The organism is Brevundimonas sp. FV1ye29L (assembly GCF_058681095.1).
Genome location: NZ_CM178730.1, coordinates 1,899,155 through 1,914,504 on the forward strand (window position 1 = coordinate 1,899,155; position 15,350 = coordinate 1,914,504).

14 protein-coding genes are annotated in these 15,350 nt (G+C 65.9%); 5 read left to right on the forward strand and 9 right to left on the reverse strand.

Going from position 1 to position 15,350, the window contains the following annotated elements:
* Positions 1 to 13: 13 nt before the first annotated feature.
* The 5 genes from ACW17W_RS09300 to ACW17W_RS09320 all read right to left on the reverse strand — a co-directional run bounded on the left by ACW17W_RS09300 (position 14) and on the right by ACW17W_RS09320 (position 3,942).
* Entirely contained in the window at positions 14 to 613 is a 600-nt protein-coding gene (locus ACW17W_RS09300; RefSeq protein WP_428062590.1) for a hypothetical protein, read from the reverse strand.
* Between the two features lie 70 nt (positions 614 to 683).
* Complete coding sequence (locus ACW17W_RS09305; protein ID WP_428062588.1) at positions 684 to 1,511, reverse strand: hypothetical protein; 828 nt, start codon at positions 1,509 to 1,511, stop codon at positions 684 to 686.
* Positions 1,508 to 2,284, reverse strand: a complete 777-nt coding sequence (locus ACW17W_RS09310; protein ID WP_428062586.1) for a Shedu anti-phage system protein SduA domain-containing protein — start codon at positions 2,282 to 2,284, stop codon at positions 1,508 to 1,510. The genes ACW17W_RS09305 and ACW17W_RS09310 overlap by 4 nt, the downstream gene beginning before the upstream one ends.
* A gap of 214 nt (positions 2,285 to 2,498) precedes the next feature.
* Positions 2,499 to 2,969 carry a thermonuclease family protein gene (locus ACW17W_RS09315; RefSeq protein ID WP_428062584.1) on the reverse strand — a complete coding sequence of 157 codons (471 nt, stop codon included), beginning with the start codon at positions 2,967 to 2,969 and terminating at the stop codon, positions 2,499 to 2,501.
* A gap of 28 nt (positions 2,970 to 2,997) precedes the next feature.
* Positions 2,998 to 3,942 carry a phage exclusion protein Lit family protein gene (locus tag ACW17W_RS09320; protein ID WP_492076598.1) on the reverse strand — a complete coding sequence of 315 codons (945 nt, stop codon included), beginning with the start codon at positions 3,940 to 3,942 and terminating at the stop codon, positions 2,998 to 3,000.
* 70 nt (positions 3,943 to 4,012) lie between these two features.
* Here ACW17W_RS09320 and ACW17W_RS09325 point away from each other — a divergent pair, with 70 nt between their 5' ends.
* The gene (locus ACW17W_RS09325; RefSeq protein WP_492076599.1) at positions 4,013 to 4,393 is read left to right on the forward strand and encodes a hypothetical protein; all 381 of its coding nucleotides are present in this window, start codon (positions 4,013 to 4,015) and stop codon (positions 4,391 to 4,393) included.
* Positions 4,394 to 4,621: 228 nt separating this feature from the next.
* Positions 4,622 to 5,245 carry a DUF2026 family protein gene (locus tag ACW17W_RS09330; RefSeq protein WP_428062578.1) on the forward strand — a complete coding sequence of 208 codons (624 nt, stop codon included), beginning with the start codon at positions 4,622 to 4,624 and terminating at the stop codon, positions 5,243 to 5,245.
* Between the two features lie 84 nt (positions 5,246 to 5,329).
* Here ACW17W_RS09330 and ACW17W_RS09335 read toward each other — a convergent pair whose 3' ends face one another.
* The 3 genes from ACW17W_RS09335 to ACW17W_RS09345 form a co-directional block, all read right to left on the reverse strand.
* Complete coding sequence (locus tag ACW17W_RS09335) at positions 5,330 to 7,324, reverse strand: ParB/RepB/Spo0J family partition protein (RefSeq protein ID WP_428062576.1); 1,995 nt, start codon at positions 7,322 to 7,324, stop codon at positions 5,330 to 5,332.
* 238 nt (positions 7,325 to 7,562) lie between these two features.
* The gene (locus tag ACW17W_RS09340) at positions 7,563 to 8,942 is read right to left on the reverse strand and encodes a hypothetical protein (RefSeq protein ID WP_428062574.1); all 1,380 of its coding nucleotides are present in this window, start codon (positions 8,940 to 8,942) and stop codon (positions 7,563 to 7,565) included.
* A 90-nt stretch (positions 8,943 to 9,032) separates the two neighbouring features.
* Entirely contained in the window at positions 9,033 to 10,724 is a 1,692-nt protein-coding gene (locus ACW17W_RS09345) for a hypothetical protein (protein WP_492076600.1), read from the reverse strand.
* Positions 10,725 to 10,735: 11 nt separating this feature from the next.
* Between ACW17W_RS09345 and ACW17W_RS09350 the strand changes: the two genes are divergently transcribed.
* Both ACW17W_RS09350 and ACW17W_RS09355 read left to right on the forward strand, forming a co-directional pair.
* Positions 10,736 to 11,731, forward strand: coding sequence for a hypothetical protein (locus ACW17W_RS09350; RefSeq protein WP_492076601.1), 996 nt, complete (start codon positions 10,736 to 10,738; stop codon positions 11,729 to 11,731).
* 40 nt (positions 11,732 to 11,771) lie between these two features.
* Positions 11,772 to 12,914: a GIY-YIG nuclease family protein gene (locus ACW17W_RS09355; protein ID WP_492076602.1), complete on the forward strand. Its 1,143-nt coding sequence runs from the start codon at positions 11,772 to 11,774 to the stop codon at positions 12,912 to 12,914.
* Positions 12,915 to 12,958: 44 nt separating this feature from the next.
* On the opposite strand, the gene ACW17W_RS09360 is transcribed toward ACW17W_RS09355, so the two are convergent.
* The gene (locus tag ACW17W_RS09360) at positions 12,959 to 13,822 is read right to left on the reverse strand and encodes a DUF3800 domain-containing protein (RefSeq protein WP_492076603.1); all 864 of its coding nucleotides are present in this window, start codon (positions 13,820 to 13,822) and stop codon (positions 12,959 to 12,961) included.
* A gap of 232 nt (positions 13,823 to 14,054) precedes the next feature.
* Between ACW17W_RS09360 and ACW17W_RS09365 the strand changes: the two genes are divergently transcribed.
* Positions 14,055 to 15,335: a DUF4238 domain-containing protein gene (locus ACW17W_RS09365; protein WP_278069319.1), complete on the forward strand. Its 1,281-nt coding sequence runs from the start codon at positions 14,055 to 14,057 to the stop codon at positions 15,333 to 15,335.
* Positions 15,336 to 15,350: the final 15 nt, after the last annotated feature.

The window sequence follows — 15,350 nt, forward strand, 5'->3', positions numbered from 1 at the left end:
AATCTTCTCAACATCAGTCGTCGCTGTTGGGAGCGCGCTGCATCGAGCCTGCCGAAGTCGTCTTAATCTCATCCAGCCGTCCCTCGACGACGGCCACCGCCATTGCGCGGATCGGATCGGCGCTCTGCGGCTCCTGGTCGATTAGATCGCAGACGTGGTCCAGCGCCAAGCGGACGAACGAGAGACAGACGATGGCGCGCTTGTCGGGGACGGACAGCGAGCGGGTGGTCCCCATCATCCCCTCGATCACCGCGTCAATGCGGCGGTCAAGTTCGGCCAGCCCCTCGGTCTTACGAATGTCGGGCCGCCACGCATGGCGCGACAGCATGTCGCCCCGATAACCCCAATCCAGTGTCGCGAGACCATTGTCCTCAACTTGGTCGGCGAGACCCCGCAGCAGCATAGCGGCATCGGCCAGGGTTTCCGGGTTGCGGGTTTTGTAGGTGACGCCGCTGATCGCTGCCGCGACCATAGCTTCGGCGATATCCCAGCCGATGTCCGTCTTCGGCGTATCGAGGCTCTCGGCGTCGAGATCGCGCGCCTTGAAGAAGGCATTCAAGGCGACGTCGTAAACCTGCGCCTTATGTTTGGTTCTGTTTGAAATCGCGCTCACGAATCCTCCGCCGGGCTCGGTTGAGGATGGGATACCGGGACTCAGTTGCCACGCAAGTCGCCAACGCCGGCTATTTGCCGAGGAGGTGCCCGGCGTAGGTCGAGAGCAACGCACTCACTGTGCCGATTTTTCCGCCGGTCGCCACCCAGGCGGCCAGACCTACCAGACCGGTGCCAACCGCGGTTCCGACACCGCGATAGAAGCCCTCTTCGACCATCGCCAGACGCTTGCGGGCCCACCCTGTGATCTTGCGCACGCAGTCGTCGAGTGTGGCGATCGCGGCCGGCAGCTGGGCGGCGGTCAGGTCCTCTCTCACAGCTCGAGCGCGGAGCATGACAAGCGTCTCTCTGACGGATTCGTAGTCCTCGGCCGAGAGGGCCTCAGGCTCCGGCGGCCCGTTGTGGCCACCGGCCTCGCCCTCGTCATGCGGTGTGACCTGCTCAAGCGCGGCCAGCGCCTCATCGATCGCATCCACCAAGGCACTGTCAGGCCGTTTGGTCAGAGGGATCAAAGCATCTTCGCCCTCCGTGCTCCGGAATAGTCGATACCAAGACACCAGTTCGCCGCCCCGGGCGGGATCGACCGAGGGCACGGCCTCAAGCTCCAGGCACAGGTGAAGGTCGCCGCGGGTCTGGATGTAGACTCCGCCGACATTGGCCAAACGAAAGCCCCGGGTGATGTTCGCCGGGCCGAGGGTCCGGAACGCCGCTGGCCCCAGTTTCGTCAGGTTAAGGGTCGCGCCATAACTCAGCGTGAAATCATCCATCGGGCCGAGGTTCAGCTCGTCCTCGACGAAGCGGACCGGAACCTGGAAGCGTTCCCCGGCCGCCTCGATGATGAGGTCGAGATCCTTTCTCTCGCTACGCACCTCTCCATAATCAAGCTCGGTGAGGATCAACGTCGGCCTCCAGGCGCGGCGCCCCCTTCGGTCCGTTTGGTTGGGCAGGTTGAACCCGGTCCAGCGCCGTCCTCGCCCAGCGCTGCCAGATCAGATCTTCCCATGGGCTCAAGCCTGAAGGGCCTCGAATTGCGGGTGAACCCCACATCCATGCGAGCGTGCACAACGATGCGTCGGTAGCTCGCCACGTCGATGTTTGTTGCGGTTCGGACGAAGTTGGAGCGGACGGTGCGCTGGGCTTCACTCTCGGTCTGGGAGTCGCCGATCAGGATCAATGCGCCGGACGGCTGGGTGAGGCGCGGGATACGGACATGGCTCCGAATGGCATCGATGTACTCACGGAAGTGGGAGAGATAGCCGGCCGCCTGGCTTACGGCCTTGTGCCCCATCGGGCTCATTCCTCCGCCTTGGGCATCGGCGAACTGCGTGTCGAACCGCTTGAGCTCTACGACCCACCAGTGGTCACCCAGCGACGACCGGGTCACGGCAAGGAAGTCCGGAATTAGCCCCGGCTCGCCCGTCGCGGCCTTCGGCCGGATCATCTGCTTGGGATAGACCCACGTGCCGTGATGGCCGGAATTCGAAATGGCGTACTGAACGAGATAGGGGTTCTCGGTCAGGCAGTTCTGAATCGCCTCCTCCGACTCGGCATGAAGGGCGTCTTCAAAGCGATCGACCACCTCCGCCGTCAGATCTGGACGAACGCCATAGGAGGAGCCCGGGAACTCGCGCTCCGCTGCGATGCGCCGCTCCGCCCAGTACGCCTCGTCCATGTGAGTGAGCTTCATACGGACAGGTGTAGCTCAACCGTTGAGAGAAAGGTAATGCGGCGCCGCGTGCGCGCCGGCGCATTCGAGCCCTTCTCGCGCCAAGGTGGACATAGCCAGCACGCGCGACCAATTCATTGGACCGAGCTCGCCGACTTGGCGACGGGGCTGAGGCGGCGAGCAGGCAGACGTCGCTTTAATTCGCTGGCTTCATGCCCCTTCAACGGTGCGCCCGGCGCCAGTCTTCCGGGTTGGTGAACGCGCCGGCCCAGATACCGGTATGGTCCTGACGAGCCGCCCTTTCCTCAAGAACATAGGCTGACCCCGCGTAGCGGTCGTAGCGCACAGCATAGCCCCGCCGCACCAGCCATGCGCCCAAGTCTTCTCCATCGACCTCGCAGCGGGCGACCATCCGCCCGTATCGGTCAGTGTCTTCTTCGAAGCACGAGACCGTCTTGTCCTGAAGATGTTGGTCGAGGCGATTGGCGGACAAGCGACCGCAGGCATAGGCGGCCCCGTCGGCACCATCGCAGGATTGCCGCCCTTCCGGCGCATCAACACCCCAAAGCCGGATGCGCTGGTCGTGGATCTCGACTGTGTCGCCATCGATCACCGAGCCCCGGCCCGTGACGGTCGGCGGCGATGGCGTGCAGGCCGCGAGTAGGCCGATAAGAGGAATCAGGCGGTGCATCTGACGTCCGTCATACCGTCAAATCGCGCTAGCTGCCGCGCAGCATCTGCACGAGGGCATGGGCCAAGGGCGCCCCGTCCAGCTCAGGTATCGTCGCTGACCGATCCTGCGAAACGATGAGCGCGATCAGCAGCGAGGCGGCGAAATCCCAGAACCAGTGATCGTCCGCCAGCCGGACGTCGGGAAACAAGGCTTCGATCCGTTCGGCGACAGGCGGGTATTCGGCCGAACCCGCGCGGCCGCCGGAGGGCGTGAAAGCGTAGAGGATGTATATGCCGATCGCGATGCCCGCCGCGCGTTTTCCGATGACATCGTCGGCGGCGGAGGACGCCTCCGCGGCGTAGTCGGCCGCGTCATCGAGGATGAAATGACGGGCGAAGGCGTCGCAGGCGAATTCCTCCTCGGGTCGCGTCGGTCGCGAACCGGCGGCGTTGAATTCGACGTGTTTCACCTCATGCAGCAGCACATACGCCGTCGCGATCATGGTCAGGTCGAAGGCGGCCTGTTGTTCGATGTCGAAGCCGGCCTTGTCCTTTTGGGGTTGGGGCACTCCAGCAGGCCAATCGTCAGACAGGTCAAAGACCTGGAGCGCGTGAAAATCGCGCATCGCATAGAGCAGCGCCTCGTAGTCGCCTTCCGCCGCAGCATAGCCGCCGTCGTTTGATCGCAGCGCGGCATCGATCTGGCGGCCGGTCAGGACGCGCCAGAACAGATGGGGCCCGTGGAGCCGGAAGGCGTGCCAAGCTGTAAAGCCGAGCAGCCAGATCCAGGCCATGGTTTTGGCGTCAAACTCCACGCGCCGACCGCGGGCGTGCATTGTGACGCCCTTGCGATCCTCAACCGGATGAAAGCTGATCGACAGTCCGTCGCGCAATCGTCGCCATGCGTCCGCCTTCTCTGGCGCAGCAGCATCGATGATCAGATCGATGACCTCTATGGGCGCGGCCAAGGCGTCGTCGTCTCCGTGGGACATGGCGGATCTCGAATTTCATAATGCCGGCGCTGATCTTGGATAGTCCGGTAGCGTGACCATATGCTCAATCATGGTCGTGTTTCCCGAAAAATCTCGTCGTCGCCTTCTCAGAGGAGCCCTGTCCTTCGCGTCCCCGAGCCAGGTCGTTCTACAATTGGCCGCGCTGGCTTCAGCGGCGGCGTTGGGCTTGCTGCTGGCGAACGCGGCCCGCAATACCCTCGCAGCATTGGTCACGGCGGTCCTACAATCGACGCCGACGGATTGGACGAGTGGACCCGCGCTCATCACCACCGGCTGGGTTCTGACCTTCGCGGGATTGACGCTGTTGTTTCGATGGGGGCTGTCGCGGGCCCTGGCAACGGCAGTGGTTCCGCTGTTCCGACGTCGACGGTTTGAATGCGAAGCCTATTTCGGTCCCGGCCTGAAGGGCCAGCCCCGCCTCGATTCCTGAGCGCCTGTGCTAGTACGGTCGATTATGGGCACCCTGTCACGCCGGATTGCGGCCGAGAGCTTCGGCGCTCGGGTGATGTGGTTTTGTGTAACAGCTCAACGACTTTTGTCGCGATACGTAATCGACCCGACCGGGAGCTTCGTGTTGCGTCTCAAGCTCGAGCATTGATCGACTAGTGCCGCAGCGCCACGGCTGCGATGTTACCGACCCGCCAACCGGAACCGCCCGATGAGCCGCTATCTGATCCCCTTGAGTGACTACAATCGCATCTATCAGGTCGCCCACGGCGTCAGCCGGGCGTTCGGCGGGTCAGAAAAGGGCTGCATTTTCTTCGCCTGCGTCGGTGCCCTGATCCTGAACAAGCACTACCGGATCAAGGCTTCGGTCGTGGCGGGCGCTTTCGCGTTCTGCGCCAACGACACGCCAGAGATGGCTTTCTTCGGCGAACAACAGGATTCGACGATCACCTCCTCGGAAGACGGCTTCCATATGTGGATCCAGACGGAGACCCACATCATCGACTTCATGGCGCCTATCTTCCCGGAGGCCTTTGCGGACAAGGGGCTGACCGTTCCGCGCAAGATGTTCCAGCGCCCATTGATTACCGAGGCGGCGTCGCTCGACGCCATCGCGGCGCCCGGCGACTTCTACGCAATGCCGAACCCCGAGCTGACCGACCGCCTGCTCGACCGCTTTCTCTCCCGACAGTCGATCGGCGACCTTCTACAGGTCGCCGAGACGTGGTTCGGCCATCGTCGCAAGCCGCAGATGAAGTCGCTCGAGATGGGCGACAGCGAGGGCGATAGCTACACGCTGACGCTCCCGATCACCGTCGCAGGCGGTTCTTGGTAACGTGCGGGCCAGACGGCCCGCCCCAAATAAAAGCCGCGCGCCCCCAAAGGGCGCGCGGCAAGTTTTCACACGCGGTGGAGACGGCTATTCTGCCGCGAACGCATAGGCGTCGTCATCGCGCGGTTCGTCCGCGCTCTCGTCCTCCGGCTCGGCTGCATCGGACACCGTCCGCAGGACCGGGGGCAACCACCCCTTGCCTTCCACCAGCCGTTCCGCCGCCTCGGCCATGTCGCCCTTTTTGAACCCGGCGATCCGCCCCGCCTCCTCCGCGTTGACGGCCTCCGTCACCGCCTCCAGCACCCGCGTCTTTGGAACGCGCGTGAAGTAGCTGGCCGCCGTCGCCGACCACGTCCCGCTCATGTCGAGGCCGACCACCGTCGCCAGCGTCTCTGCCTGCGCCAAGGCGCCGGGTCGCCGGTCGTGCGGATCACGCACGGCGTAGAGGCCGACCCCGGCGCAGCACGCCATCAGGTCCAACTGGTCCGATGGAGCCAACCCGAACACCACGCCCCACAGGTCCTCGGCGCGCTCGGGCAGTCGCGCGCCCCAAGCCTCGCACCGGTCGCGAACCCGCCGACCGGCAGGCCCGTCCTCCACGCCCGGCGCCAGCCGCTCCAGCCCGGTCGCCGTGAGGCGAAGCTGCAGAGGCGTCCAGAGGCCATAGCCCGGATAGAAGACCTGCAGCGCCAAGCCGTGAACCACCGTCGCCAGCGCCGCGCTCACATCGGCCTGCACCGCGTCGCGCAGCCCCATGGTCTTGTGGGCCGTGAGGTCGATGACCAGCCGGTCCGACAGGGCGCGCCCGTCCTCCTCCGGCTCCGGCGCGCCCCCGCCTCTCCCGGCGTCGGCGTCGCTGCCGTCGTCCTCGACCGTCTCCTCCTCCAGCGGCGGCGCCACCGCGTCCTCGGCGCGGACCAGTCCGCGCTCAAACCGGGCCAGACCGTCATGGCCGAGCATCACCATGACCCCCGCCCGCGCCTTGGCGTCGGCGGCGTAGTCGAAGTCAGGGCCGAAAGCCTGCAAGGCCTTGTCGATCTCCTCCAGCCGCGCATCCGCTTCGGGCGACAGCCCCTCCGCGCCAGCCTCAGAGACGATCCGGTCATACTCCTCCGACAGGGCCGTGATCTCGGCGGCGTCCGCCTCCGACCGTTCGACGGCCACCGGATAGACCCGTCCGAAGGCCGAGACGTCCGGATAGTCCAGGGCGGGCTTCGCCCACTTCCAGCCTTCCCGCTCGCGCGCCTCGTCGGCCAGCCCGGCCAGCTTTTCGCCGACCAGCCGATCCAGCAGGGCTACATCTTCCAGCCAGCCGCCGCCGTCTTCGGTGAACAGGTCGCGCAACACCGGCCCGCCCGCCGCCTCATAGGTTTCGACGCCGACGAAGCGGACGCGCCGGTCTCCGACGCTCACCTTGGCCTCGGTCATGGCGCGCCGGATGGCGTAGGCCGGGGTATGGGGGCCGACCTGCTCCAGCACCTGCCGCTGCCGGTCCTGATCCTCGCTGACGCAGAAGGCGCTCAACTGATCCAGCGCCAGCGTCCCGGCCCGGTAGGCCGCCATCAACTCCGGAGCCGCTGAGCCGAGCCGGAGACGCTGACGCACGACATGGGCGGACACACCGAACCGGGCGCCGATCTCTTCGGGGCCGTAGCCCTTCTCAACGGCGAGCCGCTGGAAGGCCTCGAACTGGTCGGCGGGGTGCATGGCCTCGCGGGTCATGTTCTCGTCAAGGCTAATCTCGTGGGCGTCGTTCTCGGCGTCCACGATGACCCGAACCGGATGGGTCCGCTTGATGGCCTTGCGCTTGGCCAGCAGCCGAAGTCCCTGACGACGCCCCTCGCCGATCGTCACTAGGTAGTTTCCCGTCGGAACGCCCTCCCCGTCCCGCTCGATCTCGACCACGGGCGGCTGCAACACCCCCTTGGCCTTGATCGAGGCCGCGAAGGCCTCGATGGTCGCCGGGCTGTGGGGCGTCTTCCTCGCATTCTTCGGTGAAGCCTTGAGCCGGTTCAGCGGCACGATGAGTTCCGCGCCGTGTTGCGGCGCGGTCGCGACGGTTTCGATGGATTGAGCAGTCATGTCTCTGCCTCCTTTGGGCATGGGTTGCAGGCACGCGAACTGCGCGCCTGAAACCCTGCCCGTCGGCGAGACCGGGGTAGCAAGGGCCAGGGCGGACCGGCCGGAGGGGGATCGCCCGACCTGCACAAGCCTGCCTAGGTTTAAGAGCATTCGAGCCCTCGCAGGCGCGGAAGGTTGGGGAGACCGGCCGGTCCGGCGGCGAAGCGGCTTCACCCTGGCCTGCGCGAGGGCGGAGCCCTTAGCGTCTTGATGCGAGCCAGTGGCCGCCATGCCGCATGTGTGCCTCAGGCGGGGTGATCAGGAACAGGTCCGTCATCGGCGTCAGCCGATCCGGTCGGATCGGCAGCCACTGGGTGGTTTCGTCGAACGCCCAGGTCTCATCCGGCGGAACCTCGGGGACGAGATAGTGGCAGTAGACGAACTCCAGCGGCTTACCCCGAGGGTCGAACTCGGCCGCGGTCTCTAGGATCTTGGCGTTCCTGGCGGCTTCGACATGGTCGCCTTCCACGGCCTCCCAACCAATGTGAATGACGCCCGGGAGGTCATCGGCGAGCTGATCGTTCGCCTCGAAGAGCTTGCGTTTGATGTCGCGCGCCTTGGCGTCGACAGCGGCCGGGGCATCCGTCGCCCAGCGCATCACCACGGCGAGATCGCACCCTTCGACATACCTGGGATTGGCGCTTGCGGTCGTGTGCAAGATGGTGCTGTAGGCGCCGTTGCGGACGTAGTCGCCCGTCAGCAACTCGATGAGGCGGGTCGAGCTCGCGCCAACTATGGTCGTTTCGAGCGCCTCGGCGAGCCGCGTCAGATCGAGCGGGCGGATGACCCCACGGCCGATAGCGTCATCCCAGGTTTCGCCCCGTTCGCCGCCCATCCGATAGGCGATCGCCCTAGCGCGCAGATAGTCCTCGGGGATGTCCGCGAGCGGAACATAGAAATGGAGGTCGGCGAAGACGCTCCTCCCGAACTCGGCGAAGGTCACGGCGAGCGGCCCCCATTTCTGGCGCATGATGTCGCGCTCGGCTTCACCGTAGTCGCCGACCTCCATGCGTTTGCATTCGACGGCGAAGGTCACCCCGTCCATCTCGACGCGCAGGTCGTAGGTTCGGCCCCGCCCGGGCGTCTCAGGGACGAAGCACACCGTCGCACCGCGTTTGCGATAGGCGATGGCGACGAGCATCTCGAAGAGCGCGCCGTTGGGCTGGGCCTTTTCGCCGTTCAGCAGCCGATCCAGACGGTCCTCGATCCCGGCGACCTCCTTGAGATGGTCCAGATCCCTTCCGATCGCCAGGAAGACGGGAACCACGCGCGACCCCCAAGTGAAGTCGTAGTTCTGGATGTGGTCCAGGCTCGCTTCGGCTGTGAACAGATACCAGCCCATGGTGTCGGCGGCGTTGAACAGGCGGCCGCGGTCGCCGGGCGCGAGGTCGCGCAAGGTCGCCCGGTAGAGACGTTCCGCCGCGGCAAGCCGCCGCCTCTTCCACCGCTGCTCCGGAATCTTCGCCTTGAACCAGTCGAGCGCGCGGCGAAGAACAGGGTCGTCGGGCCACCACGGAGGACGATGCTGCGGAGGATCGAAGAAATCGTCCGGAAATTCGATCGGCTGATCCTTGGTCATGGCGTCAGCCTAGGCCCATCGCCGGGCGGGAGCCAACGCGCCGGATGGCCGCTCGCGACCGCATCCGGTGCATCGGACTTGAAAGGCGGGTCAGTCCGCGTACAGGGGCGAGCCGGCCCCGTCCCAGGCGCCCCGGCCGAACGAAGGCGAGCCGTTGCGCCATCCGGACGCCAGCCACAGGGTCTCGAACATCGGGCGAAGGGCGTCCCCTGCGGCGTTGCGCGGCGAATATTCGAAGCGGGCGACGGCTAGGGAGGGCTTGCCGATCGGCCGGCCGCCGCCCCGGGCCTCTGTGAGCTCCACGGTCTCGACGCCGACCGCCACGACATCCACCAAGGCAGGTCCGCCGAGCCCGATGGCCTCGGCGAGCGCGGCGATATGATCCAGCGCCCGGACCAGGCGGCCTTCTAGGCGTCGGCCCGGAACGAGGATCACGGCGTCGTCCTCCTCCCGCGCCCCCAAAGTGAAAATGTGCTCAAGGACCCCCGGCTGGATCACGCGCGTCAGCCATTCCGTCTCCGGGTTGGGGAAGCCGGGCCGAGGGACCGACAGCTTGTTGACCCACCACTGGGTTTCGTCGGCACCCTCCTGGACGCGGTCGTCGAGATTGGGCGCGAACCCGGGCAAGGCGGCGACGATGGCGGCGGGCGTCAACGGTTTACGGCTGTCCACGGACAGCGGCGCATAACGGATCGACAGGCTGGGCTGGCTGACGATGGCCGGCGGATGAACACGCCAGGCGGCCTCAAACGCCTTCGTCGCCTCGGCCGTTGTGTCTACGACCTGCCCCGCCGCCGGCTCGGCGCGAATCCGATGGCGCGCGACGCGCTCGAACGCGTCCAGGGTCTCGGCCAGACGGGAAGCCGTCCCGTCCAGCGCCTTGATGGCGGCGTACATCGCCTGGCGGGACGTCTCGTTGGGAATCTCCTGAGGCTTGGCCGTACACCAGTCGCTCCGGTTTTCGGTTGCGCTGACGTGGGTGTCGACCAGCGAGTAGAAGGCTTCATTGGCCTCGCGCACCGTCTCGAGCGCCGCCTGTAGCTTCCGATCATGAAACTCGTGCCGCGCGCCGATCCATTCGAAACGCAGGGCGAAAAGCGGATCGAGGAGAGCGCGGGGGAACGGCGTCCCGAAGCTGTGCGTCACAAGGAAGTTGTGAATGCGGTCGGGAATGAGTTTGCGGAGCCGGTCGAGCAGCGCGACGTCATGCGGGTGCGGTCCCAGGGCCGAGGCGCCGAAGCCGTCATCGGCGATGCTCAGCTTGAGCGCCTTGACGAGCACGGCGGCGAGCTCCTCACGCGCCGCGTTGCGCACTGCGTCGTCTGCGCCGGCGGGGCAATTGTACAGGATCGGCCAGCGGCTATGCAGGAGATCGAACGGCAGCGGATGGGTCTTGGGATGGCCGTAGGCGGTGTTCATCAGGCCCACGACCTGGGGCCACCCCTTGGATTTCAGGGCCCAGCCGTGTTCGAGGAGGACGTTGGGATTGGGGATGCCCTCGCCGCGTGCCCTGAAGGCCACATAGGTCAGGTCGGAGACGAAAATCGCCGCCTCGTCGATCTTCTTGAAGATGGTGTCGGCGACGGGCGGCATGCCCGGGGTGTCGATGGTGTCCCGGTCGATAGCGAGGGACCGGTCCGCTTCGCTGACATCGACGTCGGCTTTCAGGATCTTGATCGCCCGGTTCAAGGCCCACTCGATCAGGCTGCGGTTCTCGCGGGAAGCGGTGTCGGACTGCCAGGAGAAGAAGACCTTTGCGGTCGTCGGCGTGTCTGTCGTCAAGAGCCGCCTCCGTGCCGCCGCCGCGATCCGGCCCGTCGCAGCTTACAGCCGCCACGCGGCGCGACAACGCGGAAACGCCGCGCCCGAGAAACGCCGCTCACGGCGTAAATCGGAAATCGGCTAGTTGGAGAACCATCCTTCACAGCCCTCGCCGCCGGACCATGCCAGAGCCCAAGACCTACGAACGCCGCCTCATCCTGTTTGTGGACTTCCTCGGTTTCAAGGAGATCGTGGATCGGACCGCCACCGACCCTGAGGCGCTGCAGAAGGTCCTGTGGGCGATGGAGCAGCTGCGCGCCATCGGCGACGACGCCATGGGCGAAAGCCAGAGATTCCAGCAGTTCTCCGACTGCGTGGTCCTGTCCTTCCGGGTCACGGAACCGTCGGGCGTATTTTATCTGCTCAATGACATCGGGATCACGACCATCACGCTGGCGTCCGCCGGCTTTATGATCCGCGGCGCCGTGACGGTTGGCGACCTCTATCACGACGAACAGCTGATCGTCGGACCGGCGATGGTTCGCGCCTATGAGCTGGAGAGCAAGAGCGCGAAATACCCACGCGTGATCATCGATCCGGAAGCGCTGGAGGTCGGGCGCAGCCACCGCAGCAACCGCCATTCTCGCCGGGAAGAGTCCGCCTATCTCGAATCCTTCTTGCTCGAGGACGACGACGGATGGATGTTCTTCGACTGGTTCTCGTGGAAGGTCGTCGTCGAAGCCATCGGCGCCGACGACCAGGCCTATCCCAACTATCTCGCCCGCCTCGCGGCGACGATCAAAACGGGCCTGGCGCATCCGGTGGCGGCCTGCGCGGAGAAATATCTCTGGGTTCGACGACACTATCTGCGCGCGCTGGACCATCTCGCCGAGGCCAACCCTGAGCACCGCCGTCTCAATCCCGAGTTCTGGGAGGTCGCCGACGGCCTACCTCGCCTGAAGAAGCGCGCCGCCAAGGCGAAGGCGCGGGTTGCCGCGGCCAGGGCGGTGGCGCAGGCTCGGCGTTGAAGGCGCTGGAACGCCGCGCACGGGGCGACGCCGGCGGGTCATGGTGACGATCGACGAACATTGGTGGCTGCACCTCGCGCCGAAGGCGATGCATCCCCTGCGGCTGGAGCTAGAGCGCCTGTTGCGGGCCTGGGTGCGCACGGCATACGGGGCGCACTGGTTGAACTCGGCGGCGCGAGGCAATGGTCTGATCCGCGTCAAACCGGGCCAAGTCATTCCCGCCTTCCACGCGAATAAGCTCGACGGGCGTCCCATGTTCGTCGCGCCGCCCTCGCTGCTCAAGCCGGGGCATCGCGGCGTCGGCCAGGCCGAGATGGCCTCGCGGCGGCCGCTGGAGGCGGGCGAGATCGCGCTCCAGCCCGAGATCCGTCTGGACCTCGTGGACGACCCGGTCCTGCTGGAGGCGGCGCGGCGTGGAGAACATCCGCTGCGGCCCCAAGGCGTGACCCGCCCCAGCCAGGTCTTCACCCTTCCCGCCCACTATCTGATCGCGCCCTCCGTGCGGCCCGATGCCGCCTACGTGCTCTACCAGCACATCTTCGGCGAAGGCGGCAGCTACCCCAATGACGGCTGGTTCTATGTCGGCCTGACCACGCGGAGCTGGCAGACCCGATGGGCCGAACATCAGAGGGCGATGCGCTCTGGCAGCGCCCTGCGTTTTCACAGAACCTTCCGCGACGAACAGACCGCCGGCCGCATCACGTACGTCAATCACAAGGTCATGGGGATCACCGACGACCTCGAAGCTCTCTACCAGGCGGAAGCCTTCCTCGTCGAAGGCCATTGGGAGGATCAAAGGCGTCTGAACATGATCCCCGGCGGCAAGGACGGCCTCCGATACCTACGCGATCATGGGATTATCCCCCCGGGCCCCGCGCCTGAACCCGATGCGCGCGAGCCGGTGCTGGCCGAATGGCTGGCTGCCCGCTCTGCCGCGCCGCTATCGCGCACCTGGCTGAAGGACCGATGGGGCGATCGGACGTGGGCCGCAGCTCAGATCTGCAGTCGGAAGGATCGGCTGTCCATCGAGCAGGTCGCGGCCATCCGCGCCCTGGCAGAGGATCACACCGCGGCTGAAATCGCAGATCGGATCGGCGCCGCCGGGCCTGAGCAGGTTCAGGGCGTGATCGACGGGAAGACCTATCACCGGGTGGGATCGATCGAGCCGAAGACGGCGCAATAGTCCGTTGATTCGACCGATGTCGGTTTAGCGGGATCGAACGGCGATCAGGCGTCTCGCTTCGCCGGGCTCGGCCTCAGTCCCTTCGCAAGGCGGTCTGCGATCAGCTCATCTTCGTACAAGCGGCGTCCGAACTCGGCAGGGCGCACCAGCAGCCGGGGCAGGTTAAGGACATTCAGGCGCGACGCCGCCTCGAGGATTGCCGCTTCGGCCTTGCCGAACTCCGGCCCCGCCTTGCGGTTTACGGCGGTCCACTGGGCGCGGGTGATGATGAAGGCGGCAAAGTCGGCCAACTGCAGGCCCGCGACGTCCTCGGATCTCTGGAAACAGGCGCGCGGCCCCGCAATGACGTCTCCCCAGTTCGGCAAGGCGCGTTCGCGGCCGGCCGGGAGAAGGCCCTCGTCGACGTAAAGCGCCAACGGAAGGCCCAGACCATCCGCCGCATTACCGGCCATCACGCGAAGGCGGACCGCGACCTCCCGGCAGAGGAACAGGAAACCGAGATGGGAAACATCGTCGAGCCGCCAGTCTCCGGTTCGGCTGCGGCTCAGGCCGGACATCAGGTCCGGGTGATCGCTCAGGGTCTGATCGCTGACGGTCTGGTGGACGACTGGCAGGGCGAAGGAGTCCATCAACGTGGCCATCAACGAGATGAGCTCGCCGCGGTCCGAAGGCGCGACCGCCTTCCATACCCCTTGGCCGCTCCAGATCTCGGTGAAGTGCAGCTCCTCGGCCCCATAGTCAGCACGCACGCCATCGAGAAAGATCTGCAGCGCGTGGTCGACGTCGGCCGCAACCTCGGGCGGGACAACGACCGCCGTCCAGGATTTGCGCGTGTCCGGCAGGAACGCCGATCCCGACTCGGCGCCGGGGTTGCCGGAATCATCAACGTAGATCGCGCCCGTCGCCATGGCTGGGTCCGTGTACCCTCGGCTCGAGGCCGACCGGGGACCGATACGACCATCGGAACGCGATGCCAACGGCCGCCGTCGTGGACGATAATGATTACCTGCGCAGGGGTCCCGCCGGCTGCAGCGCTCCGCTGGGGGTCGAGCTGAACGGGATGTCTGGACCGGCAGACGGCGAGCGCTCAAAAAGCCCGCCTCTTATCGCGGACGGTCCGCCGCCCCTAGGACGAACGCCATGCCCGCCAAGGCCCCGAACGAGTCGAACTTCCACCATTTCGTGCCGAAGTCCGCCTTGCGCCGATTTACCGTCGACGGCGCCGGCAAACAGATCTGGGTGTTCGACAAATCGGACGGGCGTTCGTTTCCGGGCGGACTGAAACGCACCGGGTCGGGCCAAGGATACAATACGCTTCGGCTTTCGGACGGATCGCTCTGGAACTTTGAAGACGCGTTCCAGAACATTGACGATGAGTTCGCAGCGACCGGGAACACGCTGGCCACTCGCCGTCGGGTCGATGACCTGGATCCGCCGTTCAAGGCGGCGGTCTGCACCGGCGTAGCGGTGCAGTTCCTGCGCACGCCCAAGGTTCGGACGACGCTGGATCGCCTGCCGCGCCAGCTGGTCGAACGGCTCGTGGAGGCTGGCCTACCCGCGCTAGACGATCCGATGCCGAGCGAAGACGACATCCGCAAGATCACGCTCGACCTGATCGCCAATCGGGACGAGATCGTCGAGGGTCTGCTCACGAAAATCCCGATCCTCTACGAGCCTGCCGGCGGAGCGCGGTTCTGGACCTCGGATCATCCGATCGTGCGCGAGGGTTCGACGCCCGACGACCGGCGTGGCGTCAAGGACCTCGGTGTAGCCTTTTATGCGCCGATCTCCAGCGACCTGCTCCTCGGCCTCGTCTGTCCGAGCATCCTTGCCAAACTGACGGACGCTCCGATCGAACGTCTCGAGCTGTCGGCGAATCGCAAGGCCCGGCTCCTGGCCTTGCGGGACGGATTACTCTCGGGACGGCCGGTCCCGATCACCGATGACCAGGTTATGGACTTCAACCTGAAACAGGTCGGTGGCAGCGAGCGCTTCGTCTACGCCCATGAGGATGCTTTCGAGCCGGCGCGAACATGGCTGAAAGCGCACCCCGAGCAACGCGCCGGCGCCGCCCTGTTCTCGGTCGGTCGGATGGGCTCGGGTCCGCCGCGCCCCGAACAATTCAAGGAGGGGCAATGGCTGGTGCTGTATGGCCGGGACAACTGGGTGCAGCTGCCCATTGGGGGCTACGATCCGCAACGCTCCCTTCGACAGGCTTGGACCGATCAGCCGGCGCTGCTCCGCTCCGCGATGCGCCACGCGCCTTTCGCCGAGGCGCAGATCTACTATCCGGAAGGGTCCGAAATGATCCGGGACATTAATGTCGTCATTCTCGAACGGGGGCCTAGGACACGGTTCAAACTCGTTCCGTCCGACCCCGGCATGGCTCAACTCGACGCCATGCTGCGCCGAGGCGGATAGCCCAAGGACGCGACC